This window comes from Actinosynnema sp. NPDC050801 (genome assembly GCF_040673975.1).
In the GTDB taxonomy this organism is placed as follows: domain Bacteria; phylum Actinomycetota; class Actinomycetes; order Mycobacteriales; family Pseudonocardiaceae; genus Actinosynnema.
Genome location: NZ_JBFAQZ010000018.1, coordinates 47,307 through 69,702 on the forward strand (window position 1 = coordinate 47,307; position 22,396 = coordinate 69,702).

The following is a 22,396-nucleotide window of genomic DNA, read 5'->3' on the forward strand; positions in this document are numbered from 1 at the left end:
GAACGTCCGGCAGGCCCTGCTCGTCAGGTCGGACCTAGCGCACGGATTTCTTGCCGTAGAAGCCCGCGACGAGGCTGACGCCGATGGCGGCGATGATCACCTGCACGATGACCTCGATCCAGTCGATGCCGGGCGTGTCCTCCACGCCGAAAGCCCGGGCGACGAACGTGCCCAGGAACGCCGCCACGATGCCGACGATGAGCGTCAGCCAGATGGGGATGGCCTGCTTGCCCGGCGCCACCAGCTTGCCCAGCAAACCGATGATGAGACCCACGATCAGAGCGCTGATCACACCGCCGATGCCCACGATGCCTCCTGCGGATTAGTCGCCTTCGAAGAAGTCCCCGATCCGTACGAGGGCCTCGCGCATCATCATCGCACCGATCACGCCGGCCGCAGCTCCAGCGACAACTCGGTTTGCCTTCGATTACCCGCCCGTGGCGACCTCCGCGGCGGCTTCCTAGTGGCCGAAACCGCGGGAGGACCGCCTGCCCGCGACCTGATCCATCCACTGGTGCAGCAGCGCCGCCCAGTCCGTGCGGATCACCTCATCGTGGGACATCGCGAAGTGGCCGAACGAGTCGCCGCCCGCCCGGAACATCCCGCCGCGGCGGTCCGCCTCCAGCACCACGTACAGCCGGTGCGGGTCGGTCACGAAGGTCAGCTCCAGCTGGCTGACCTTGGCCAGGAACTGCGCCGGCGGCAGGAACTCGATCTCCTGGTAGAACGGCAGCTGCTGCGGCACGCCGTGGATGCGCCCGGACTCGTTGTCGGCACGCTGGAAGCGGAACCCGATCGCGCCGAACGCGTTGAGCACGTGCTCCTGGGAACGGATCGGGTGCACGGCCACCGGGTCGAGGTCGCCGGGGTCGACCGCGCCGCGCACCTCCAGCTCCGTGCGCAGGCCCATCGTCATGCCGTGCAGGTGCTGGCCGTGCACGACGGTCAGCGGCGTCTCCAGCGGCACGGGGAACTGGAACGGCAGCACCAGGTTCTGCCCCGGCGCGACGGTGATCCGCTGACCGACCACGACCCGCGCGAACTCGACGTTGCGGTTGTGCTCGTTGTCACCGCTCTCCACCTCGACCCGGGTGACCAGCGAGAGCTTGACCTCGTCGATGTCGGCGGCGTGCTCGCCGCCCGCGATGCGCACCTCGCCGGTGATCAGCTCGCCCGGCCGGGTGTTCGGGTTGGTCAGCACGGTGTCCACCGACGGACCGCCGACTCCGAACGCGCGCAACATCCTCTTGAAAACCACGGTGGTGCCTCCTGGCCTGCTTCTCCGGTCACGCCCTTTGAACCGGGTTTGTCCCAAGGACGCCGCGACTGGTGCATCGGTTCCCTCTGGACGAACGCCGAGCCCGGGTGCAAGTATGCGACCGCGGTCACATACTAAGCGGTCGCTCAGGAGGTCAAGTGCCCACGCTGCTCGTCGCCAACCGGGGAGAGATCGCCGTCCGGGTGCTGCGCGCCGCCGCCGACCTCGGCTGGCGGACCGTCGCCCTGGTCACCGACTCCGACGACGCGCACGGCCGGTTCGCCGACCGCGCGGTCCGGTTGCAAGGCTCCTACCTGGACGTGGACGCCGTGCTGGCGGCCGCGGACGGGTGCGACCTGGTGCACCCCGGCTACGGGTTCCTGGCCGAGAACGCCACGTTCGCCCGCCGCTGCGCCGAGGCCGGGCTGACCTTCGTCGGACCACCGCCCGAGGTGCTGGAACTGCTCGGCGACAAGAGCCGGGCCCGCGCCCTGGCCGCCGAGGTGGGCGTGCCGGTGCTCGCGGGCGCCGAGGACGGGTTCGAGGACTTCTTCCGCGCGCACGGCGCGGTGGTGGTCAAGGCCGTGGCCGGTGGCGGCGGCAAGGGCGTGCGGGTGGTGCGGCGGCTCGCCGACCTGGCCGCCGCGGTGCAGCGGTGCCGGGCGGAGGCGCTGGCCGCGTTCGGCGACGACACCGTGTTCGTCGAGGAGCTGCTCGAACCGGCCAGGCACGTCGAGGTGCAGCTGGTCGGCACGACGGTGCTCGGCGACCGCGACTGCTCGTTGCAGGTCCGGCACCAGAAGCTGGTCGAGGTCGCGCCCGCCCCCGACCTGTCGCCCGACCTGCGGTCCGCGCTGCACGAGGCGGCGGCCACGATCGCGCGGGCCGTCCGGTACACCGGCCTGGGCACGGTCGAGTTCCTGGTCGCGCCGGACGGCCGGTTCGCGTTCCTGGAGGCCAACCCGCGGCTCCAGGTCGAGCACACCGTCACCGAGCAGGTCACCGGGCTGGATCTGGTGCGCGCCCAACTGCTGCTGGCCGCCGAGGTCGAGCCGGACCTCACGCACACGCCACGCGGCAGCGCGCTGCAACTGCGGGTGAGCCTCACCTCGACGGGGCGGTTGTCGGCGTTCGTCCCGCCGACCGGACCGGGCGTGCGGGTCGACACGCACGCGTCGGTCGGCTACCGCGCGGGCCTCGGCTTCGACCCGCTGCTGGCCAAGGTCGTGGTGCACGCCGACGACCTGGACACCGCGCTGCGCCGTGCCCGCCGTGCGCTGGACGAGTTCACCGTGGACGGTGCCAGGACGAACATCGGCTTCCTGCGCGGGCTCCTGGACCACCCGGACGTCCTGAAGGCGCACACCGGTCTGGTGGATTCACTGCCGCGTGAGGACACCGGAGCGCGCGCCCCCGTGCAAGGAACGGTGGTGGCCATCGAGTCCGGCACCGTCGTCGTGGAAGCGATGAAGATGCAGCACGTCGTGCCGATCGGCGACGCCCGCGTGCTGGTCGAGGTCGGCGACACGGTCGCGGAGGGCGCGTTGCTCGCCGAGAACGTGGACCTCGCGGTCGAGGAGAAGTCCGTCGAGGTCGACCTGGAGGACGTGCGACCGGACCTCGCCGAAACGCTGGCGCGCCACGACTTCTCCCGCCCCGAGGCGGAGGCGAAGCGGCACGCGGCCGGTCGGCGCACGGTCCGGGAGAACATCGCCGACCTGTGCGACGAGTTCGTGGAGTACGGCGGGCTGACCATCGCCGCGCAACGCCGCCGCCGGTCGTTGGACGAGCTGGTCGAGCGCACGCCGGCGGACGGGCTGGTCGCGGGCGTCGGCCGGGTCAACGGCGGGCAGGTCGTCGCGATGTCCTACGACTACACGGTCATGGCGGGCACGCAGGGCCTGCGCAACCACGCCAAGAAGGACCGGATGTTCGCCCTGGCCGAGCAGCGGCGGCTGCCGGTGGTGCTGTTCGCCGAGGGCGGTGGCGGCCGGCCGGGCGACACCGACCACGGCGGCGTCAGCGGGCTGGACTGCCTGGCGTTCCACCTGTTCGCCAAGCTCTCCGGGCTCGTGCCGCTGGTGGGCATCGCCTCCGGCCGCTGCTTCGCCGGCAACGCCGTGCTGCTGGGCACGTGCGACGTGGTCATCGCGACCCGTGACGCGACCATCGGCATGGGCGGCCCGGCGATGATCGAGGGTGGCGGGCTCGGCGTGTTCCGGCCGGAGGAGATCGGGCCGGTCGACGTGCAGGTGCCCAACGGCGTGATCGACGTGCTCGTGTCCGACGAGGCCGAGGCCGTCGCGGTGGCCAAGAAGTACCTGTCGTACTTCCAGGGGCACCCCGACGGGACGCGCACCGACACGTGGGAGTGCGGCGACCAGCGGCTGCTGCGCCACCTCGTGCCGGAGAACCGGGTCCGCGCCTACGACGTGCGGTCGGTGGTGCAGACCCTCGCCGACACCGGCTCGGTGCTGGAGCTGCGCCCGGAGTTCGGCCGGGGCATCGTCACCGCGCTGGTCCGGGTCGAGGGCAGGCCGCTCGGCCTGATCGCGAACGACCCCGGCCACCTCGGCGGCGCGATCGACGCCGACTCGGCGGACAAGGCCGCCCGGTTCCTCCAGCTGTGCGACGCGTTCGACCTGCCGGTGGTGTCGCTGTGCGACACGCCGGGGTTCATGGTCGGACCGGACGCCGAGCGCACCGCGACCGTCCGGCACCTGACCCGGATGCTCGTGACCGGCGCGAACCTCGACGTGCCGTTCGGGTTCGTCGCGCTGCGCAAGGCCTACGGGCTGGGCGCGCAGGCGATGGCGGCGGGCAGCTTGAAGGTGCCGCTGTTCGCGGTGTCGTGGCCCAGCGGCGAGTTCGGCCCGATGGGGCTGGAAGGCGCGGTGCGGCTCGGGTACCGGCGCGAGCTGGACGCCATCGACGACCCCGAGCAGCGCAAGGAGATGTTCGAGGCGATGGTCTCCGCCGCCTACGAGCACGGCAAGGCCCTCAACGTCGCGTCGGCCTACGAGATCGACGACGTCATCGACCCGGCGGACACCCGGCGCTGGATCACCACCCTGCTGACCGCTCCGGACGGCGCGCCCGTCGCCGACCGGACCGGCAAGAAACGCCCGTTCGTGGACACCTGGTGAAAGGGAACAAGCACATGGTCACGACCGCTCCCCCAGAGCGGCGCACGTTGCGCAAGCTCATGGCCGCCGGCCTCGTCGGCTCCAGCCTTGAGTGGTACGACTTCTTCATCTACGCGACCGCCGCGGCGCTGGTGTTCCCGAAGTTGTTCTTCCCCGAGGCATCGCCGCTGGTCGGCCTGCTGCTGTCGTTCAGCACGTTCTGGGCCGGGTTCGTCGCCCGACCCGTCGGCGGGCTGGTGTTCGGGCACGTCGGCGACAAGTTCGGCCGCAAGCCCGCGCTGGTGACGTGCCTGGCGCTGATGGCCGCGGCGACGTTCCTGATCGGCCTGCTGCCGACCAGCGCGACGCTGGGCGTGCTGGCGCCGGTGCTGCTGGTGCTGCTGCGGTTCCTCCAGGGCATCGCGGTGGGCGGGCAGTGGGGCGGCGTCGTGCTGCTGCTGACCGAGACCGCGGGGCCGCAGCGGCGCGGGTTCGCCGGGACGTTCGGCCAGGCGGGCGTGCCGCTGGGCGTGATCCTGGGCAACGTGGCGTTCCTGGTCGTGGGCGCGGTGGTGCCGGCCGCCGAGTTCGCCTCGTGGGGGTGGCGGGTGCCGTTCCTGGCGAGCGCGCTGCTGTTCCCCGTGGTGCTGTTCATCCAGTTGAAAGTGGAGGACAGCCCGGTGTTCCGGGAGATCAAGCAGCGGCGCGCGGAGGGTCCGGCCGTGCCGGCCGCGCCGTTGCGGGAGGTGCTGCGGACGCACCGCAAGCCGGTGCTGCTGGGCGCCGGGCTGCTGTTCGCCTCCAACGCGGTGTTCTACGTCAGCATCGCGGGCGTGCTCGACTACGCGACCCGCGAGCTGGGGTTGGCGCGCAACTCCGTGCTGGTGGTGACGCTGCTGTCGTCGCTGGTCAGCGTGCCGGTGATCCTGCTGGCCGGGCGGTGGTCGGACCGGCACGGCAGGCGTCCGCTGATCGTGGCCGGCGCGGTGGCGATGATCGTGTGGGCGTTCCCGTACTTCTGGCTGATCGACACCGCGTCGCTGGGGCTGATCTTCGTCGCGCTGGCCGTGTCCGGCATCGGGTCGAGCCTGGTCTACGGGCCGGTGGCGGCCTACCTGGCCGAGCTGTTCGAGCCGCAGGTGCGGTACTCGGGCGCGTCGCTGGCCTACCAGTTGGCGTCGATCCTGGTCAGCGGCGGCACCCCGGTCATCATGACCGCGTTGCTGGTGGCCACCGGCAGCTCGCTGTCGGTGTCGGCGTTCCTGCTGGTCATGGGCGTGGTGACGCTGGCGTCGGTGCTAGGCCTGCGGGAGACCCACCGCCCCTGACCGGGATCTCACGGAGGAAGGGGTATCCCCAACGGGGCCCCTTCCTCCGCCGGGACTCACGACCGACCACGAGGTGACTATGAGTAACCACGCTCTGCGTGTGCTTCGACCAGGAGTGAACTGTCAAACGGGTGACGTGCGGAACGTTGCGCGCTTGCCGTACGTTGCCGTGCCGTGACCACTCTCCTGGGACGGTTCAAGCAGCGGCTGCGCCGGTTCGCGCAGAAGCCCGGCTCCGCCGACCTCACGCCCTACCGGAAGCTGCTCGAAGAGGTCAACGAGCAGGCCGAACGCGTGGGGAAGCTCAGCGACGAGGAACTGACCGCCGCGGCGGCCGCACTGCGCGACAAGGCCGACTTCGGCCGCCCCGAGCTGGTGGAGGTGTGCGCGCTCGGCCGCGAGGCCGCCGACCGCGCGCTCGGCCTGCGCCCGTTCGACGTGCAGATCCTCGGCGCTCTCGGCCTCCTGGAGGGCCACGTGGTCGAGATGGCCACCGGTGAGGGCAAGACGCTCTCCGGCGCCATCGCCGCGGCCGGCTTCGCGCTGCGCGGCGACCAGGTGCACGTGGTCTCGGTCAACGACTACCTGGCCCAGCGCGACGCCGAGTGGATGGGCCCGCTCTACGAGCTCATGGGCGTGCGCGTCGGCTGGATCAACCAGAGCTCCAAGCCCGAGGAACGCCGCGCCGCCTACCAGGCCGAGGTCATGTACGCCTCGGTCTCCGAGATCGGCTTCGACGTGCTGCGCGACCGGCTGGCCACCGACGAGGGCGACCGCATCGTGCCCAAGCCGCGCGTCGCCCTGGTCGACGAGGCGGACTCGGTGCTGGTGGACGAGGCCCGCGTGCCGCTGGTGCTGGCGGGCTCCACGGCCGGTCCGGCGGTCGACCCGGCGCTGGCCGACCTGGTCAAGCGGCTGCGCCGCGACCTGCACTTCGAGATCGACGACGAAGAGCGCAACGTCTACCTGACCGGTGCGGGCAGCGAGCTGGTCGAGCGGTCGCTCGGCGGCATCGACCTGTACTCCGACGAGCACGTGTCCACCACGCTGAGCAAGGTCAACGTGGCCCTGCACGCGCAGGTGCTGCTGCACCGCGACGTGGACTACATCGTCCGCGACGGCAAGGTGCACCTGATCAACGACACCCGGGGCCGGATCGCGAAGCTCCAGCGCTGGCCCGACGGCCTCCAGGCGGCGGTCGAGGCCAAGGAGAACGTGGCGACCACCGACGCGGGCGAGGTGCTGGACTCGATCACCGTCCAGGCGCTGCTCAGCCGTTACCCGGCGGTGTGCGGCATGACCGGTACCGCGGTCGCCGTCGCCGAGCAGCTGCGCGACTTCTACCAGCTGGAAGTGCTGGTCATCCCGCCGAACGTGGAGACGATCCGGGAGGACGAGGCGTCCCGGCTGTACACCACGCTGGAGCAGAAGGAAGCCGCGATCGTCGCCGAGATCAAGGAGGTCCACGAGACGGGCCGCCCGATCCTGGTCGGCACGCTCGACGTGGCCGAGTCCGAGCGCCTGTCCCGCAAGCTCGCCGAGGCGGGCCTGGAGTGCGTGGTGCTCAACGCGAAGAACGACGCCGAGGAAGCCTCGATCATCGCCGACGCCGGGTCGTTCCAGCGGGTCACCGTCTCCACCCAGATGGCGGGCCGCGGCACGGACATCCGGCTCGGCGGGCACGAGTCGACCGACCGGGAGCGCATCGCCGAGCTCGGCGGCCTCTACGTGATCGGCACCGGGCGCCACTCCAGCAGCCGGCTGGACGACCAGCTGCGCGGTCGCGCGGGCCGGCAGGGCGACCCCGGCGGCTCGGTGTTCTTCTCCTCCTTGCAGGACGACCTGGTCACGCAGTACGTGCCCGACCACGACGAGCCGGCCGAGGTGGACGACGACGGCCGGATCACCGACGTGGGCACGCTGCACACCGTGGAGCACGCGCAGCGCGTGGCCGAGGGCGTGCACCTGGAGATCCACCGCAACACCTGGCGGTACAACAAGCTGATCGAGCACCAGCGCCAGCTGCTGCTGGAGTACCGGGACAAGCTGCTGAGCACCGACCTGGCGTGGCAGGAGCTGTCCGAGCGCAAGCCGGACAAGGCGCACGAGATCAAGGAGCTGGACGAGGAGGTCAAGGTCACCGCGGCCCGGCTGATCGCGCTGCACCACCTCGACCAGCGGTGGAGCGACCACCTGACGTTCCTGACCGACCTGCGGGAGGGCATCCACCTGCGGGCCCTGGCGCGGCAGAACCCGCTCGACGAGTTCCACCGGGAGGCCATCCCGGCCTACCACAAGATCATCCCGGACGCGTGGGACGAGGCGGAGGAGACCTTCGCCAAGGTGGAGATCGACGCCGACGGCGCGCACCTGGCCGAGGCGGGCGTGCAGCGCCCGAACACCACCTGGACGTACCTGGTCAACGACAACCCCTTCTCCTCCGGCCTGGAGGAGACCTTCAAGGGGCTGGTCAAGCTGGTCCGGCGCCGCTAGTCCGATCGTCCGCGCGCGGGCTGGGAGTCAGGCCCAGCCCGCGCGGGCGTTCACCGGACAGGTGCGGAGATCTTCTCGTCCTCGGCCGGCTTCGCCTGCCGGGGCAGCCTGGCCCGTCTCGGCATCCGCTGCGCCACCGCCTGCTCGGTGAGCACCCGGATCTCCGCCAGGATGTCCAGGTGCTGCTGGGACGGTGGCGGACCGACGAGGTTCGAGTGGTCGAACGCGGTGCGTTCGGCCCGGTGGGCCAGGTTCTGGATGCGCCGGATCAGGTCCCACTCCCGGTCTGCGCGCGTAGAGCGCCGTTGCTCAGTCACCCCGGAAGCAGACACCTCACGCCGGGTGAACGTAAATCACCTGGCAGTGCGAACTTCGCTGGGTCAACTCAGCTACCCCTGCCCGGGCGGTCGAAACGCACCCATCGTGCGACTCAAGGCGTCCACCGCCGGGCGAGGGACCACGCCGCGCACGCGGGGACGTCCAGCACACGGCCGTTCGAGCGGTCGTACAGCACCGTCATGGTGAAGTCATGCAACGATCAGCGTCACCCGAGCTGATGAACACCTCGGTAACGCCTGTTCGTGACGCGCTGTCGAGAAGCCGCCGTTCCAAGGGTCACTCATCGGTGTGTCGACGGTGGCTGCGCGCACCACATCCGCCCCACCGGCCATGGCGACCGACGCCATTACGCCGCACGGCGAGCCGTCTTACCGTGCCTGGGGTGAACATCGCCGTTCCGCTGATCGCAGCGCTCCTCGCGACGACGGCGCAGGCCGTCCCCGCGTCCGCCCACGGATGCGGGCCCCTGCGCGTTCCCGGTGCCGAGCGCCAGGAACTGACCCACCTCGCCGACCTGTCGACCGCAGGCGGCCGCACCGATCCCGCCGACTGGGCCGGGCTCACCCCGGCGGGCCTGCCCGCCCCGACGCCCGTGGCCGGCACGCAGGTGGACGGCTACTTCCCCGACTCCTCCACCGGCAACACCAACCACGGCTGGGCGCACGACTCGCAGTTCGTGATCCGGCTGCCGCAGCGCTGGAACGGCGGCCTCGTCGTCACCGGCTCCCCCGGCGTGCGCGAGCAGTACGCCAACGACCGCGCGATCAGCGACTTCGTGCTGGCCCGCGGGTACGCGTTCGCGTCGACCGACAAGGGCAACACGGGCGTGACCTTCCACCGGGACGGCAAGCGGCCCGGTGACGCGATCGCCGAGTGGAACCACCGGGTCACCCAGCTGACCCGCGCGGCGAGGGCCGTGGTGGCGCAGCGGTACTGCCGGCCGCCGTCGCGGACCCTGGCCACCGGCATCTCCAACGGCGGCTACCTGGTGCGGTGGCAGCTGGAGAACCACCCCGAGCTGTACGACGGTGGCGTCGACTGGGAGGGCACGCTGTGGACCGCGAAGGGCCCGAACCTGCTGACGTTCCTGCCGCCCGCGTTGACCGGGTACCCGAGCGGTGACAAGGCCGCGGTGGTGGCCGCCGGTTTCCCGGCCGAGTCGGAATTCCTGTGGCCGTTCCACCACCAGTACTACTGGGACCTGACCCAGCGGATCTACCGGGAGGAGCTGGACCCGGAGTGGGACGGTGACGCCGAGGCCGGCACGCCGTTCTGCGCGCCCGGCACACCCCTGTGCGACGCGGACTACGACTACGCCTCACGGCCGCAGGCGCAGCGTGCGGTCGAGCGGATCGCGCTCACCGGCCGGATCGGCAAGCCGCTGCTCACCCTGCACGGCACGCTGGACGTGCTGCTGCCCATCACGCGTGACTCGGACGTGTACGCGGACATGGTGCGCTCGGCGGGCCGCGGCTCCCTGTTCCGCTACTACCGGATCGAGGGCGGCACGCACGTGGACTCCCTGTTCGACGCCTTCCCGGACCGCCTGCGGCCCTTGACGCCGTGCCACCGCTCGGCGTTCACCGCGTTGGAGGGGTGGCTGTCGGGCACCCGCCCGCCCGCGTCGGCGACCGTCCCCCGCCCGGCGGCGGTGAACGCGACGGAGTGCGCCCTGTCGTGACCCGGGGTGTCCTGCCGCTCGGCCTCCCCAGGGCGGCCGGGCGGCAGACACCGGCTCACCCGACGGGCACACCCACGCCCGCGCACGTGTGCCGAGTCGGGCGGTCGGTGGCGGGCACCTTCAGTCGCCCAGCACCTTCATCAGCTTCAGCGCGAGCTGGACTTCGAGCACCCGGTCCGGCGACTGCCAGTCCTCCCCCAGCAGGCTCGCCACCCGGTCCAGGCGTTGCACCACCGTGTTCACGTGCACGTGCAGCTCCTCCTTGGCCCGGCTGAGGTTGGCGCCGCACGCGAAGTACGCCGTCACCGTCCGGACCAGTTCGGTGCCGCGGCTGGAGTCGTAGTCCAGCAGCGGGCCGAGGGTGGCGCGCACGTACCCGGCCACGTCCGCCCGATCGCCCAGCAGCACGCCGACGAAACCCAGGTCGGCCAACGTGCCGCCGGTGCCCCTGCGACCCAGCTGGAGCAACGCCTTCAGGCACCGCACCGCCTCGGCGTGCGCGGCGGCCACCTCCTCCGGGCTGTGCGCCGGGCCGCCCGAGCCCACGGTCACCGGCAGGCCCACCGCCTTGCCGAGCACCCGCGCCGCGTCCCCCGCCGCGCACGCCGGGTCCGCGCCGGGCAGCACGAGCACCACGTGCTCGCCGTGCGCGCCCGCCAGACCGCGGCACGACGAGGCGTGGTGCGCGGCGGCGGCGAGGAGCCGGTCCCGCGGCCCGTCCGCGACCAGCACGACGTGGTCGGCGGCCAGTTCCACGCCCACCCGCCGGGCACGGGCGCGCAACGCCGCCGCGTCCACCGCGGCCGTGAGCAGGTCGGTGATCAGTTCGCCGCGCACCTTGTTCTCCGCCTCGGCCACCGTGCGGCGCAGGAGCAGCAGCAGGGCGGTCACCACGCTCGCGCGCTCGAACAGCCTGCGGTCGGCGTCGCCGAGGTCCGGGCGGTCGGTGAGCGCGATGCTGCCCAGCAGCTCGCGTCCGGCCAGCACGGCGCACACCCACGTGCCGTCCTGGGGGATGGCCCGGCCGCTGGCGCGGGAGGCGTTGACCGCCGCACGGGGTGCGAGCGCACGCGTGGTGCCGATGCGGGCCAGCTCGACGCCCTCGCTGTCGTGCACCACGATCCCGCCGTCGAGCACCTTGGCGACCGCGGCGGCCACCTCGGGCACGTCCGCGCCGCGCAGCACCAGGTCGGTGAGCCGGTCGTGGGCGTCCTCGGCGCGGCGCATGGCCTCGTTGTGCGCGCGGATCGTCTCGCCCGCCGCACGGGTCTCCTCCAGCAGGTGCGCGGTGTCCAGCGCGATCGCGGCGTGGTCGGCCAGCGACGACAGCAGCGCCACCTCGTCGGGCGGGAACTGGCGCGGCGAGCGGTTGGCCGCGTAGAGCACGCCGATGACCCGGCGGTCGAGCTTGAGCGGCACGCCCAGGATCGCGACCAGGCCCTCGTCGCGCACCGCGGCGTCGATCGGGCCGGTGTGGTTGAACCGGTCGTCGTCGAAGTAGTCGGCGGTCACGTACGGCCGCGCGGTCTGCGCCACCAACCCGCCCAGGCCCTCGCCCATGCCGAGCCGGACCTGTTGGAACAACGCGGAGATCGAGCCGTCGGTGACCCTCATGTACGTGCCGCTCTCGCCGGGCTCGTTCATGCTCAGGTACGCGATGTCCGCGCCGAGCAGCAGCCGGGCGCGCCGCACGATGGACCGCAGCACCGCGTCCGGGTCGCGCACCCCGGCCAGGTCGTTGGCGGTGTCGAACAGCGCCTCCAGCTCGGCCTCGCGGCGGCGGTGCGCGGTCAGCGTGCGGCGGATCCGCAACGCCCACTCGGTGGCACGGGCGACGCGGTCCAGCTCGTCGTCCGGCACCCCCGCCGCGCGGGCCGCGGGGAGCACCGCCGCCAGCCGCTCGCTGCCCGCGTCGGTCGCGAGCAGGTCGAGCAGCTCCAACAGGTGCTCCACCGCGTCCGCCTCGCTCATGCCCTCATGCTCGCACCGAGGGGATCTCGACGTCGGTCCGGTCCAGGGAGCTGCCCTTCGTCTCCTTGGCCACCACGACGGCGATCACGGTCAGCACGCACATCCCGAGCACGTACAGCACGATCGGGAACGAGCTGTCGTAGGTGGCGAGCAGCGCGGTCGCGATGAGCGGCGCCACGGCGCCCGCCCCGATCGACGCCAGCTGGTAGCCGATGGACGCGCCCGAGTAGCGCACCTTCGTGCCGAACAGCTCGGAGAAGAACGCGGCCTGCGGGCCGTACATCGCACCGTGCAGGAAGAGGCCGACGGTCACCGCGAGCGTCATCGGGAAGAACGACTTCGTGTCCAACAGCGCGAAGAACACGAACATCCACAACCCGATGCCGACCGCGCCGATCAGGTACGTGGTGCGGCGGCCGATCCGGTCCGACAGCGCGCCCCACATCGGGATCGTGACCAGGTGCACGAAGGAGGCGATCAGCACCGCGTTCAGCCCCGCCGAGCGCGGCATCCCGAGTTCGGAGGTGATGTAGACCAGGATGAACGCCGTGATCACGTAGTACGACACGTTCTCCGCCATGCGGGCGCCCATCGCGATCAGCACCTCGCGCCAGTGGTCGCGCACGACGGCCACGATCGGGGGCTTCTCCTTGACCTTCGCAGCGTTGCCGGCCGCGACCTTCTGCTGTTCCAATTTTTTCTGGGCATCCAGGAAGATCGGCGACTCCGACACGCTGAGCCGGATCCACAGTCCGATGAGGACGAGCACGCCGGACAGCAGGAACGGCACCCGCCAACCCCACGACAGGAACGCCTCGTCGCTCTGCACGGCGGCCAGCACCGCGAGCACGGCGGTGGCCAGCAGGTTGCCCATCGGCACACCCGCCTGCGGCCAGGACGCCCAGAAACCGCGCCGTTCCGCGCTGCCGTGCTCGGACACGATGAGCACCGCGCCGCCCCACTCGCCGCCGAGCGCGAAGCCCTGGACCAGCCGCAGCAGCGTCAGCAGCAGCGGCGCGGCCACCCCGATCGCGGCGTAGGTGGGCAGCAGGCCCATGGCGAACGTGGCACCGCCCATCAGCACGAGGCTGAGCACGAGCAGCTTCTTGCGGCCGATCTTGTCACCGAAGTGGCCGAACACCAGGCCGCCCAGCGGGCGGGCCAGGAAGCCGATCGCGTACGTGGTGAACGCGAGCAGGGTGCCGTTGAGGGGGTCCGCCGTGGGGAAGAACAGCTTGTTGAACACCAGAGCGGCGGCGGAGCCGTAGAGGAAGAAGTCGTACCACTCGATCGTGGTTCCGATCAGGCTGGCTATGACGACCTTGGCGAAGGACTTCTTCGGCTGCGGAGGGGCGGCGTTGGTCATGTCGGTCACCACTTCGTTGGGGGTGGGGGGAACGAGGGGGTCACTGGGCGGTCCAGCCGCCGTCGATCGTGAACGACGAGCCGGTGACGTGGCCGGAGTGCGCGCCGCACAGCCACAGCACGACGGCGGCCACCTCGGTCGGTTCGATGAGCTGCTTGATGGCGTGCCGGGCGAGCATCACGTCGGCGAGCACCTGCTCGGGCTCGATGCCGTGCGCCCTGGCCTGGTCGGCGACCTGGTTCTCCACCAGCGGGGTGCGCACGTAGCCGGGGCGGACGCAGTTGCTGGTGACGCCGTGCGGCGCGCCTTCCAGCGCGATCACCTTGCTGAGCCCTTCCAGGCCGTGCTTGGCGGTGACGTAGGCGGACTTGAACGCGCTGGCCCTGGTGCCGTGCACGCTGGAGACGTTCACCACCCGGCCCCAGCCGCGCTGGTACATGTGCGGCAGGACGTGCCGGGCGAGCAGGAACGGCGCGGTCACCATGACCCGCTGCAGCAGCGCGAACCGGTCCGGCGGGAACTCGTGGACCGGCGCGACGTGCTGCAGGCCCGCGTTGTTGACCAGGATGTCGACCTCGGCCGGCAGGTCGCGGGTGGGGTCGTCGGCGGCGAGGTCGACCACGTGCTCGGTGCCGCCGGTCTCGCGGGCCGCGTCGGTGACCGAGTCGCCGTCGCGGTCGACGAGGTGCACCTTCGCGCCGGCACGGGCGAGGGCGACCGCGCAGGCGCGCCCGATGCCGCTGCCGGCGCCGGTGACCAGGGCGGTGCGACCGGACAGGTCATCGCTGTGACCGGGGACACTCGTCATGCCCTGGAACGCTAGGTGACCTGCGGTTCACGGCACATGTGACGCACGCCCACAACGTTCGGGCGAGGCATGTGTTTAGCCGACAGTTAGCCCGGGAATGATCGGATTAGCCAATACCGGGTGAAGTGACGGTGCGGCCGTAGGTAGTCTGCTTTGGCCCATTCGGGGGACGACGAAGCTCTGGGGGTTACGAAGTGTCACTCACGCCGATCTACGACGATCTGCTGCGCCAGTTCGAGGGCATCATCCTCGTCAGCGAAGCCGCCGAGGCCGTTGCGACCGCCGCCGACGCACCGCAGGCCGACGCGCCGACCGCCGAGGACAAGCCGGCCGAGGGCTGACCCCCGACCTCACGGCGTCGAAGCCCTCCGCGCGGCGATGAGGGCTTCGACGCCGTCCAGCAGCAGCCGGAGCCCGAACTCGAACTTGTCCCCCGTGTAGGGCGAGACGCCCGCCCGCAGGGCCGTGACCAGCGCCGGGTACGGCGTGAAGTCGACCAGTTCACCGAGCACGGCGTCGCGCTCGCGCACCTCGTCGGGACCGGGTTCCCGGGCGTCGAGGCCGAGCCTGGCCTGACCGCGCACGTAGGCGTCGACCGACTCGACCACCGCCATCTTCTCCGCCTCGGTCAGACCGGTGCCCTCCAGCACCCGCAGCGCCGAGTCCATCCACCGCAGCAGGTTCGGTCCGGGCGCGGCCACGGTGGCGACCAGTTGCAGCACCCAGGGGTGCTTGCGGTAACCGTCGTGGTCGTTGCGCGCCCACGCCTCCAGCTTGGCCCGCCAGTCGCCCGGCCAGTCGTTCGGCAACGGGTCGTCGGCCCCGACGGCCTCCGCCATGAGGGCTTCCAGCTCCGCCTTGCCCGGCAGGTAGGTGTAGAGCGAGGCCGTGCCGACGCCCAGCTCCACAGCCACCCGGCGCATGGACAGCGCGGCGAGCCCCTCGGTTTCCGCGACCTGGATCGCGGCGGCCACGATCCGCTCCATCGACAGGCCCCGCTGCGGGCCCCGGGCGGGCCTGCGGGCGTCCTTCCAGAGCAGTTCCAGCACCCGCCGCTGCGACTCGTCCTTTGCGTCCATGGTGAAACTCAGTATATCGTTCGGAGTTGTACGAACGCTGTTCGGAGTTTGGGGGACGCGTGGCGGACATTCAGGCACCGGGGGTGCTGCGGGAACGGCGGACGTTGACGGCGGCGACGTTGGCCAACGGGCCGACCGAGCTGATCGACTTCGTGCTGCCGCTGTGGGCGGGCGCGGCCATCGGGTTGAGCGCGACCGAGGTGGGCGTGCTGATGGCGGTCGAGATGGCGTTGTCGGTGGTCGTGCGGCCCCTCGCGGGCGTGCTGGCGGACCGGTGGGAACGACGTCACACCGCGGCCATTGGCGCGCTGCTGTACGCGCTGTCGTGCGCGGGGTACGCGCTGGCGCAGAGCGCACCGCTCGCCTACGGCGCGGCGGCGGTGGGCGGCGCGGGTGGCGCGCTGCTGTGGGTCGCCGTGCGCGCCATCGTCAGCGAACGGCTGGCCGAGGACTCGGCGGTGTTCCCGCGCCTGCTCTCCGCGCAGGAGACGGGCTCGTGGGTGGCGTTCGTGGTCGGCATGTCGTTCGTGGGCGCCGTCGGGTACGCGGGGCTGTTCTGGGCGTGTGCGGCGGCGTGCGTCGCGGCCGCGGTGTTCCTGCTCCTCGCGCCGCGTCGGCGGGAAAGCGGCGGCCGAGGGGCGGACGCGGCCGGGCTCGGCGCGGTGGGCAAGCGGTTGCGGCCGGTGCTGTTCGCGGTGGTGATGACCATGGCGGCGGAGGCGGCCGTCGGGTTGTTGCTGCTCCTGCACCTGCAACGCGGGTTCGACCTGGCACCGCAGCAGGTGGCGTTCGTGTTCCTGCCCGGCGCGATCGCGATGAGCGCCGCCGCCGAGCACCTGCACCGGTACGTGCTGCGGTTCGGCAGGCGCCGGGTGCTGGTGGTCGCCTCGCTGGCCAGTGGCGTGTTCGCGCTCAGCCTCGCGTGGGCACCCAACCCGTACGTGATCGCGGGCCTGTGGGTGCTCAGCGGGTTGGCGTGGGCGGCGGTGCTGCCGGTGCAGCAGGCCGTGATCGCCGAGGCGTCCGACGGTCGGGTCGGCCGGGGCATGGGCGTGTACGAGGCGGCGTGCCTGGTCGGGGCGGTGATCGGCAGCCTGGTGGCGGGCGTGCTGTACGACGGGGCGCACTGGTGGGTGGCGTGCGTGGTCGCGGCCGGGATGATCCTCGCCGGCGCGGTCGTCGTGCCGCGGGCGGTGCGGCGGCTCGGCGTCGCCGACATCCCGGTCAGCCGGGCTTGAGGAAGCGGACGGGCCGCCGGGTGTGTGTGCCCGGCGGCCCGATCCGTGGAGCGACCGGCGGGTGCGTGTGCCCGGCGGCCCGATCCGCGGGGCGACCGGCGAGTGCGTGCCCGACGGCCGTCCGTGAGGCGTTACTTCGGCTGCGGGAGCAGGTCGGCCGGGACCGGCTCGTCCTTCTCCAGCGCGCCGAACAGGCGCAGCGCGTTCTCCCGGTCCCACTGCACGACCGAACCCGCGCCCGGCACGGTCGGCGTGCCGCCCACCGGCACGGTGACCGTGTCCACTCCCCCGCCCATGGCGAACGCCATGCCGGCGAGGTGGTGCAGGTGGTCGTCGGAGTTCACCGAGATCGAGTCGGTGCCCGCGAACAGCAGCGGGAACGCGCGGAACGGGTTGGCCAGCGTGCCGAAGCTCGTCGCCTTGTCGGTCAGCGCGGCGAGGAACTTGCGCTGGTTCTCCACCCGTTGCAGGTCGGCCGTGGCGAACGCCCGCGAGCGCACGAAGCCCAGCGCCTGCGCGCCGTCCAGCTCCTGGCAACCCGGCTGGAGGTCCAAGCCCGCCAACGGGTCCTGCATCGGCTGGTCGATGCACATGTCCACGCCGCCGACCGCGTCGACGATCCCGGCGAACCCGCCGAAGCCGATCTCCATGTAGTGGTCGACGTGGATGCCCGTGGCACCTTCGACGGTCTGCACCAGCAACGGCGGGCCGCCGAACGCGAACGCGGCGTTGATCTTGTTCTTGCCGTTGCCCGGGATGTCCACATAGGAGTCGCGAGGGACGCTCACCAAAGTGGACTTCCCGGAACCCTCCGGGATGTGCAGCAGCATGATGGTGTCCGTGCGCCGACCGCCCGCGTCACCGGTGGACAGGTCCTGCTTCTGCTCCTCGGTCAGGTCGTCGCGCGCGTCCGACCCGACGAGCAGCCAGTTGGTGCCCGGCGTGTCGGCGGGCCGGCCCTCGTAGTCGGCCAGCGCGTCGATCCGGCGCAACGACCCGTCGACGTAGAACCACAGGCCCACGCCCAGCGCCAGCAGCAACACCAGGACGACCCCGATGATCCGCCCGACCCTCGGCTTGCGGCGCTTGGGCGCCGGACGACGGCCGGCCTGCTGGTAGGCCGCCTGCTGCCCGTACCCGCCCTGGGCGTAGCCGCCCTGCTGCGGGCCGCGCGGCCGCGGTTGCCCGCCCTGCTGCGCCCCACCCTGCCGGGACCGGGACTGCTGCGCCCGACCCTGTTGGGGCTGTCCGCCCTGCCGGTATCCGCCCTGCTGATACCCGCCCTGCTGGTATCCGGCGCTCATCAAGCGACCCCGTCCGTGTGTCGGTCACTGCTCGCACCTAAGGACGCGGTGCGCGGCAAGAGGTTGCCACCCTAGTGGTCGGGCGCCAGCACGAGCGCCGCCAGCAGGCGGTCCAGCTCGGCGTCCGGGTCGTCGGTGAGACCGGTGTGCGCGGGCGAGGTCTGGATGATCGTGCTGCGCGGCGCGGTCAGCCAGCGGAACCGCTGCCCGGCCGACGTGCGCGACACCGGGCCCGCCGTCGGCACCCCGTCGCACGACAGCCCGAGGTGCTCCAAGTGCGCCCGCAACACCTCCACGTCCACGAACGGGTCCAGCGCCAGCACCCGCCGCTCGTCCACGTGCACGCGGGCGCCCAGGAAGTCCAGCGCCTTGCAGTAGACCAGCACCCCGACGTTGACGAACTCGCCGCGCTCCTGCCTCGGCACGGCGCGCAGCAGCGCGTACTCAAACACGTGCGGCACGAGCGGCCTCCAGTGCGTCGACCCACGACCGGGGCGCGGTCAGGCGGGCGGTGAAGAACGACTCGTACGCCTCGCGCACGGCGGCCGGTGTGGTGAACGACTCATCCTGCGCGAGCCACTGGTCCGGCACCAGCGCCAGCACCTCGCGCACCAGCTCCGGCGTGACCAAGGCGGACAGCTCGGCGTCCACCTCGGCCAGGTCACCCGCGAACGGCAGCATCAGGTGGTCGCCCGCGTCGAACCGGTAGCTCGCCGCCGGGAACCGCTCCGGCCGCCACGAGTGGTGGAAGTACAGCGAGGCGCCGTGGTCGATCAACCACAGCTCGCGGTGCCACAGCAGCGTGTTCGGGTTGCGCCAGCTGCGGTCGACGTTGAGCGTCAGCGCGTCCAACCACAGCAGCCGGGTGGCCAGGTCCGCGCCCGGCTCGCGCACCACCGGGTTGTAGTCGAACGAGCCGGGCAGGTAGTCGAGCCCCAGGTTCACCCCGCCGCTGGCCTTCAGCAGCTCCTGCACCTCCTGGTCCGGCTCCGACCGGCCCAGCTCCGGGTCCAGCTCGACCAGCACGATCTCGGGCACCCGGAAGCCGAGGCGGCGGGCCAGCTCGCCGACCACGACCTCGGCGACCAGCGCCTTCACCCCCTGCCCCGCGCCGCGGAACTTGAGCACGTACATGCCGAGGTCGTCGGCTTCGACCAGACCCGGGAGGGACCCGCCCTCCCGGAAGGGCGTGACGTAGCGAGTGGCCGCGACCTGGCGCAGCCGGTTGGAGGAGTTCACTCGGTTAGTTTGCCGCTGCTCCGCAGACGGCGGGCTCGGTCGCCGGGAAGTCGGTCGTTCGCGCCCTCGCGGTGTGGTGGCGTCGAGGACGGGTGGTGGTGTTGGGACGAGGGGAGGGGTTGAGGACGAGAGGTGGTGGGGGTGTGGTTAGTGGTGGGGGGTGGGGGTGCGGGATAGGGCGTTGGTGAGGGCGGGGAGGTAGCCGGAGGTTTGGCCCTCGCGGTTGGGGTGGTAGGAGCGGTCGACAGGGGCCAGGACGAGGCCGTTCATCCAGGGTTTGTCGGAGCACACGCCGTGGCGGTCGAAGGGTTGGCGGACGTCGGCGAACTCGAAGCCGGCGGCCTCGACGCGGTTGGCGATCACCTCGGCCAGCACGTCGGCGGCCCGGTTCACGGCGCGACGCTTGTCGCCGCTCATCAGGCACCAGGTCTCGAACGAGAACAGCCGCGGGTAGCCCAGCACCACGACCTTCGCCGAGGTCCGGTCGCGCACCGCGTCGTACAGCGCGTCGAGCCGGCCGGGCAGCTCGTCGCGGATGAACCGCTCGGCCGCACCGGCCCGCTGCGCGCACTCGTCGTCACTGCCCAGCGTGCAGGTCGTCATGACGTCGCTGAACCCCGCGTCGTTACCACCCGCGGTGATGGTGACCAGTGTGGTCGTGGGCGTGATCCGTTCGGCCTGCCCGGCCACCTCGGGTGTCCGCGCACCGGCGCACGCGGCCAGCACCACGGACGCGCCGTTGCGCTGCCCCCACAGCCTCGGGTACGCGTGCGGGCTCTGCCGGCAGTCGTCGGACGCCTCGTCGCCCGCACCGAGGCCCGCCGCGTAGGAGTCACCCAACGCGACGAGCTCCGGCGCGGCCGGGGCGGGGGTCATGGCCATCAGCATCACGAGCGCGATCAGCTTCATGCACTCGGCCTACCACTGTGGACAGTCCCGCCGGCCGAAGTTAACCCGTCAGGAGTTACCTCGTCAGTGCGACGCAGACGGGGATCGGTGCGGCGGTCGTGCTCGACGGCCGCAGCCTGCCGGTGGACCGGTCCACCGCGAACGTGGTGATGTTGTCGGAGTTCTGGTTGGCCGCCAGCAGGAACCGGCCGGACGCGTCGAGCACGAGGTGCCGGGGGTACCCACCGCCGACCGGGACGGCCTCGACCAGCCGCAACACCGCGCCGCCGCGTTCCACCGCGAACACCGCGACGCTGTCGTGGCCCCGGTTGGACAGGTAGGCGAACCGGCCGTCCGCCGACACCAGGACCTCGGCCGGGTAGTTGCGCGGCGTGGTCGGCGCGCCGGCGGGCAGCGTGCTCAGCTTCAGGCCCGGCCGCAGCACGCCGCGGTCGTAGTCGGCCACCACGATCGTGGAGTCGAGCTCGTTCGCGATGTAGGCGTACCGGCCCGACGGGTGGAACGCCAGGTGCCGCGGCCCCGCGCCGGCGTGCACGCGGGCCGTGCCCGCCGGGGTCAGCCTGCCCTGGTCGCCGAGCCGGTAGCTGTACACCGAGTCGGTGCCCAGGTCGACCGCCAGCACGAACTCGCCGGTCGGGTCGGGCAGCACCTGGTGCGCGTGCGGCCCGTCCTGCCGGTCCCGGTCCGGTCCGGAGCCGGCGTGCACGACCAGGTCGGTGCGTTCGCCCAGCCCGCCATCGGGCAGCACCGGGTGCACGGCCACGCTGCCGGAGCTGTAGTTGGCCGACAGCAGGAAACCGTCGTGCAGCACCAGGTGGCACGGGTCGGCGCCGCCGGTCGACCGGCTGCCGATCACCTCGGGCACGCCGTCCGGGCCGACCGCCAGCGCGGTCACCTCGCCCTCGGACTTCTCGTTGACCACGTACACCCGCCGCCCCGCGTCGATCACGAACGACGGGTTCGGCACGTCCGGCACCACGCCGGTGACGCGCAGCCTCCCCGTCGTCGGGTCGTAGGCGCCGAGCCCGAGGCCCGTGCCACCGCCCGTCCAGGAGGTGTAGGTGCCGAGGTACGCGCGGACCTCCGCCCGCCCCTCCGCGCCGAAGTCGTCCGCTCGGGCGACACCCTCGGTCATCAAGATCCCCGCTCCCACGCCAACGGCCCCCAGGAACCGCCGCCTGTCGACAACCACACCGAACCTCCGCTCGACCGCCCGCGGCGGTCCCACAGTGGCCTGGACCACCGCGGTGAAGCAAGAGGCGCAACGAAAGTTGCGTCTAGCGCAACGGGTCGGCGTCCCGGAGCCGTGCCAACTCGACGGCCGGATCGTACGAGGGTTCCGGGTAGGCGGGGGCGAGGTCCCTCAGCGCTTCGAGCAGCAGCCGGGCCACCACCCAGTTGCGGTACCACTTGCGGTCCGACGGCACGGCGAACCACGGCGCGGCCGGCGTCGAGCACTTGACCAGCGCGTCGGAGTAGGCCAGTTGGTAGCGGGAGAACTTGGACCGCGCGTCCAGGTCGGCCGGGTTGTACTTCCAGAGCTTGAGCGGGTCCTCCAGCCGGGCGATGAGCCGTTCCCGCTGGCGTTCCGGCGAGATGTGCAGGAAGCACTTGACGATCCGCACGCCCTGGCCGGCCAGTTCCGCCTCGAACGCGTTGATCTGCCGGTACCGGCGCCGCCACTCGGTCGACGGCACGAGGTTGTCCACCCGGGCGATCAGCACGTCCTCGTAGTGCGAGCGGTCGAAGACGCCGATGTAGCCCGGCTGCGGCACCTGGCGGCGGATGCGCCACAGGAAATCGTGGCGCGACTCGGTCCGGGTCGGCTTCTTGAACGAGGCGATGCGCAGGCCCTGCGGGTTGACCAGGCCGGCAACGTGCCGGATCGTGCCACCCTTGCCCGAGGTGTCCATGCCCTGGAGCACCAGCAGCACCCGCCGGTCGCCACCGCCCGTGCCCTCCGCGTACAGCGCCTCCTGGAGCCGGTCGAGCTCCCGGCCGATCAGGGCCATGTCGGCGGCGGCCTCGGTCTTCGACGACGGGCCGACCGGCGTCGCGGCCGGATCGACCTTGGCCAGGTCGAAGTCCTCCGGTCGCACCCGGAAGGCGTCGGATATCGACTGGACCTGCGCGGACTTGTCGGCCATCGTCGCAGGGTATCCCGCCGATCATCGTCCTACCCATTGCGCAACGGATCGTCGTGAAACGGATCGATTGCGCAACGAACATGACGGACGCGCAACGCCTGACGGATGAAA

Annotated in this window: 19 protein-coding genes; 6 read left to right on the forward strand and 13 right to left on the reverse strand. The window is 71.8% G+C overall.

All coding sequences use genetic code 11. The features are described 5' to 3' along the window. Positions 1-34: 34 nt before the first annotated feature. Positions 35-307: a GlsB/YeaQ/YmgE family stress response membrane protein gene (locus AB0K14_RS30865; RefSeq protein WP_360456603.1), complete on the reverse strand. Its 273-nt coding sequence runs from the start codon at positions 305-307 to the stop codon at positions 35-37. 153 nt (positions 308-460) lie between these two features. After that, entirely contained in the window at positions 461-1,258 is a 798-nt protein-coding gene (locus AB0K14_RS30870; RefSeq protein WP_360456606.1) for a sporulation protein, read from the reverse strand. A gap of 158 nt (positions 1,259-1,416) precedes the next feature. Between AB0K14_RS30870 and AB0K14_RS30875 the strand changes: the two genes are divergently transcribed. From AB0K14_RS30875 to secA2, 3 genes are all read left to right on the forward strand, one after another. After that, on the forward strand, positions 1,417-4,404 hold the full coding sequence (locus tag AB0K14_RS30875) for a carboxyl transferase domain-containing protein (protein WP_360456609.1): 2,988 nt from the start codon (positions 1,417-1,419) through the stop codon (positions 4,402-4,404). After that, positions 4,401-5,711 (forward strand): MFS transporter, encoded by a 1,311-nt coding sequence (locus tag AB0K14_RS30880; RefSeq protein WP_360456612.1) that lies wholly within the window; start codon positions 4,401-4,403, stop codon positions 5,709-5,711. Before AB0K14_RS30875 ends, AB0K14_RS30880 begins: the two co-directional genes overlap by 4 nt. A gap of 174 nt (positions 5,712-5,885) precedes the next feature. Further along, positions 5,886-8,204 carry an accessory Sec system translocase SecA2 gene (gene secA2, locus AB0K14_RS30885; protein ID WP_360456615.1) on the forward strand — a complete coding sequence of 773 codons (2,319 nt, stop codon included), beginning with the start codon at positions 5,886-5,888 and terminating at the stop codon, positions 8,202-8,204. Between the two features lie 50 nt (positions 8,205-8,254). Here secA2 and AB0K14_RS30890 read toward each other — a convergent pair whose 3' ends face one another. Next, positions 8,255-8,521 (reverse strand): hypothetical protein, encoded by a 267-nt coding sequence (locus AB0K14_RS30890; protein ID WP_360456618.1) that lies wholly within the window; start codon positions 8,519-8,521, stop codon positions 8,255-8,257. Positions 8,522-9,009: 488 nt separating this feature from the next. Here AB0K14_RS30890 and AB0K14_RS30895 point away from each other — a divergent pair, with 488 nt between their 5' ends. Next, positions 9,010-10,224, forward strand: a complete 1,215-nt coding sequence (locus tag AB0K14_RS30895) for a tannase/feruloyl esterase family alpha/beta hydrolase (RefSeq protein ID WP_360456819.1) — start codon at positions 9,010-9,012, stop codon at positions 10,222-10,224. Between the two features lie 120 nt (positions 10,225-10,344). Here the strand turns inward: AB0K14_RS30895 and AB0K14_RS30900 are convergent, their stop codons facing one another. From AB0K14_RS30900 to AB0K14_RS30910, 3 genes are read right to left on the reverse strand one after another with little or no spacing between them, the layout of a single operon-like run. After that, entirely contained in the window at positions 10,345-12,195 is a 1,851-nt protein-coding gene (locus AB0K14_RS30900) for a GAF domain-containing protein (protein WP_360456621.1), read from the reverse strand. 4 nt (positions 12,196-12,199) lie between these two features. After that, complete coding sequence (locus tag AB0K14_RS30905) at positions 12,200-13,561, reverse strand: MFS transporter (protein ID WP_360456624.1); 1,362 nt, start codon at positions 13,559-13,561, stop codon at positions 12,200-12,202. Positions 13,562-13,601: 40 nt separating this feature from the next. After that, positions 13,602-14,369 carry a 3-hydroxybutyrate dehydrogenase gene (locus AB0K14_RS30910; protein WP_360456627.1) on the reverse strand — a complete coding sequence of 256 codons (768 nt, stop codon included), beginning with the start codon at positions 14,367-14,369 and terminating at the stop codon, positions 13,602-13,604. Between the two features lie 194 nt (positions 14,370-14,563). On the opposite strand from AB0K14_RS30910, the gene AB0K14_RS30915 reads away from it, so the two are divergent. After that, on the forward strand, positions 14,564-14,710 hold the full coding sequence (locus AB0K14_RS30915; RefSeq protein ID WP_360456630.1) for a hypothetical protein: 147 nt from the start codon (positions 14,564-14,566) through the stop codon (positions 14,708-14,710). A gap of 9 nt (positions 14,711-14,719) precedes the next feature. On the opposite strand, the gene AB0K14_RS30920 is transcribed toward AB0K14_RS30915, so the two are convergent. After that, complete coding sequence (locus AB0K14_RS30920; protein WP_360456633.1) at positions 14,720-15,448, reverse strand: TetR/AcrR family transcriptional regulator; 729 nt, start codon at positions 15,446-15,448, stop codon at positions 14,720-14,722. Positions 15,449-15,507: 59 nt separating this feature from the next. On the opposite strand from AB0K14_RS30920, the gene AB0K14_RS30925 reads away from it, so the two are divergent. Further along, positions 15,508-16,686 (forward strand): MFS transporter, encoded by a 1,179-nt coding sequence (locus tag AB0K14_RS30925; protein ID WP_360456636.1) that lies wholly within the window; start codon positions 15,508-15,510, stop codon positions 16,684-16,686. Positions 16,687-16,817: 131 nt separating this feature from the next. On the opposite strand, the gene AB0K14_RS30930 is transcribed toward AB0K14_RS30925, so the two are convergent. The 6 genes from AB0K14_RS30930 to AB0K14_RS30955 form a co-directional block, all read right to left on the reverse strand. After that, on the reverse strand, positions 16,818-17,990 hold the full coding sequence (locus AB0K14_RS30930; RefSeq protein ID WP_360456639.1) for an LCP family protein: 1,173 nt from the start codon (positions 17,988-17,990) through the stop codon (positions 16,818-16,820). Positions 17,991-18,061: 71 nt separating this feature from the next. After that, entirely contained in the window at positions 18,062-18,451 is a 390-nt protein-coding gene (locus AB0K14_RS30935; protein ID WP_360456642.1) for a DUF3037 domain-containing protein, read from the reverse strand. After that, a complete protein-coding gene (locus tag AB0K14_RS30940; RefSeq protein ID WP_360456645.1) occupies positions 18,435-19,229 on the reverse strand; it encodes a HipA family kinase in 795 nt (264 codons plus the stop codon). The genes AB0K14_RS30935 and AB0K14_RS30940 overlap by 17 nt, the downstream gene beginning before the upstream one ends. Before the next feature lie 147 nt (positions 19,230-19,376). After that, positions 19,377-20,138, reverse strand: a complete 762-nt coding sequence (locus tag AB0K14_RS30945) for an SGNH/GDSL hydrolase family protein (RefSeq protein ID WP_360456648.1) — start codon at positions 20,136-20,138, stop codon at positions 19,377-19,379. A 55-nt stretch (positions 20,139-20,193) separates the two neighbouring features. Continuing rightward, positions 20,194-21,273: a lactonase family protein gene (locus tag AB0K14_RS30950; RefSeq protein WP_360456651.1), complete on the reverse strand. Its 1,080-nt coding sequence runs from the start codon at positions 21,271-21,273 to the stop codon at positions 20,194-20,196. Between the two features lie 142 nt (positions 21,274-21,415). Further along, positions 21,416-22,285 carry a PPK2 family polyphosphate kinase gene (locus tag AB0K14_RS30955; RefSeq protein ID WP_360456654.1) on the reverse strand — a complete coding sequence of 290 codons (870 nt, stop codon included), beginning with the start codon at positions 22,283-22,285 and terminating at the stop codon, positions 21,416-21,418. Positions 22,286-22,396: the final 111 nt, after the last annotated feature.

Coding starts and splice junctions, on each gene's coding strand:
- AB0K14_RS30945 (WP_360456648.1), bottom strand. CDS start 20,138: ATGAAGCTGATCGCGCTCGTGATGCTGATGGCCATGACCCCCGCCCCG.
- AB0K14_RS30900 (WP_360456621.1), bottom strand. CDS start 12,195: ATGAGCGAGGCGGACGCGGTGGAGCACCTGTTGGAGCTGCTCGACCTG.
- AB0K14_RS30930 (WP_360456639.1), bottom strand. CDS start 17,990: ATGAGCGCCGGATACCAGCAGGGCGGGTATCAGCAGGGCGGATACCGG.
- AB0K14_RS30920 (WP_360456633.1), bottom strand. CDS start 15,448: ATGGACGCAAAGGACGAGTCGCAGCGGCGGGTGCTGGAACTGCTCTGG.
- AB0K14_RS30955 (WP_360456654.1), bottom strand. CDS start 22,285: ATGGCCGACAAGTCCGCGCAGGTCCAGTCGATATCCGACGCCTTCCGG.
- AB0K14_RS30910 (WP_360456627.1), bottom strand. CDS start 14,369: ATGACGAGTGTCCCCGGTCACAGCGATGACCTGTCCGGTCGCACCGCC.
- AB0K14_RS30950 (WP_360456651.1), bottom strand. CDS start 21,273: ATGACCGAGGGTGTCGCCCGAGCGGACGACTTCGGCGCGGAGGGGCGG.
- AB0K14_RS30905 (WP_360456624.1), bottom strand. CDS start 13,561: ATGACCAACGCCGCCCCTCCGCAGCCGAAGAAGTCCTTCGCCAAGGTC.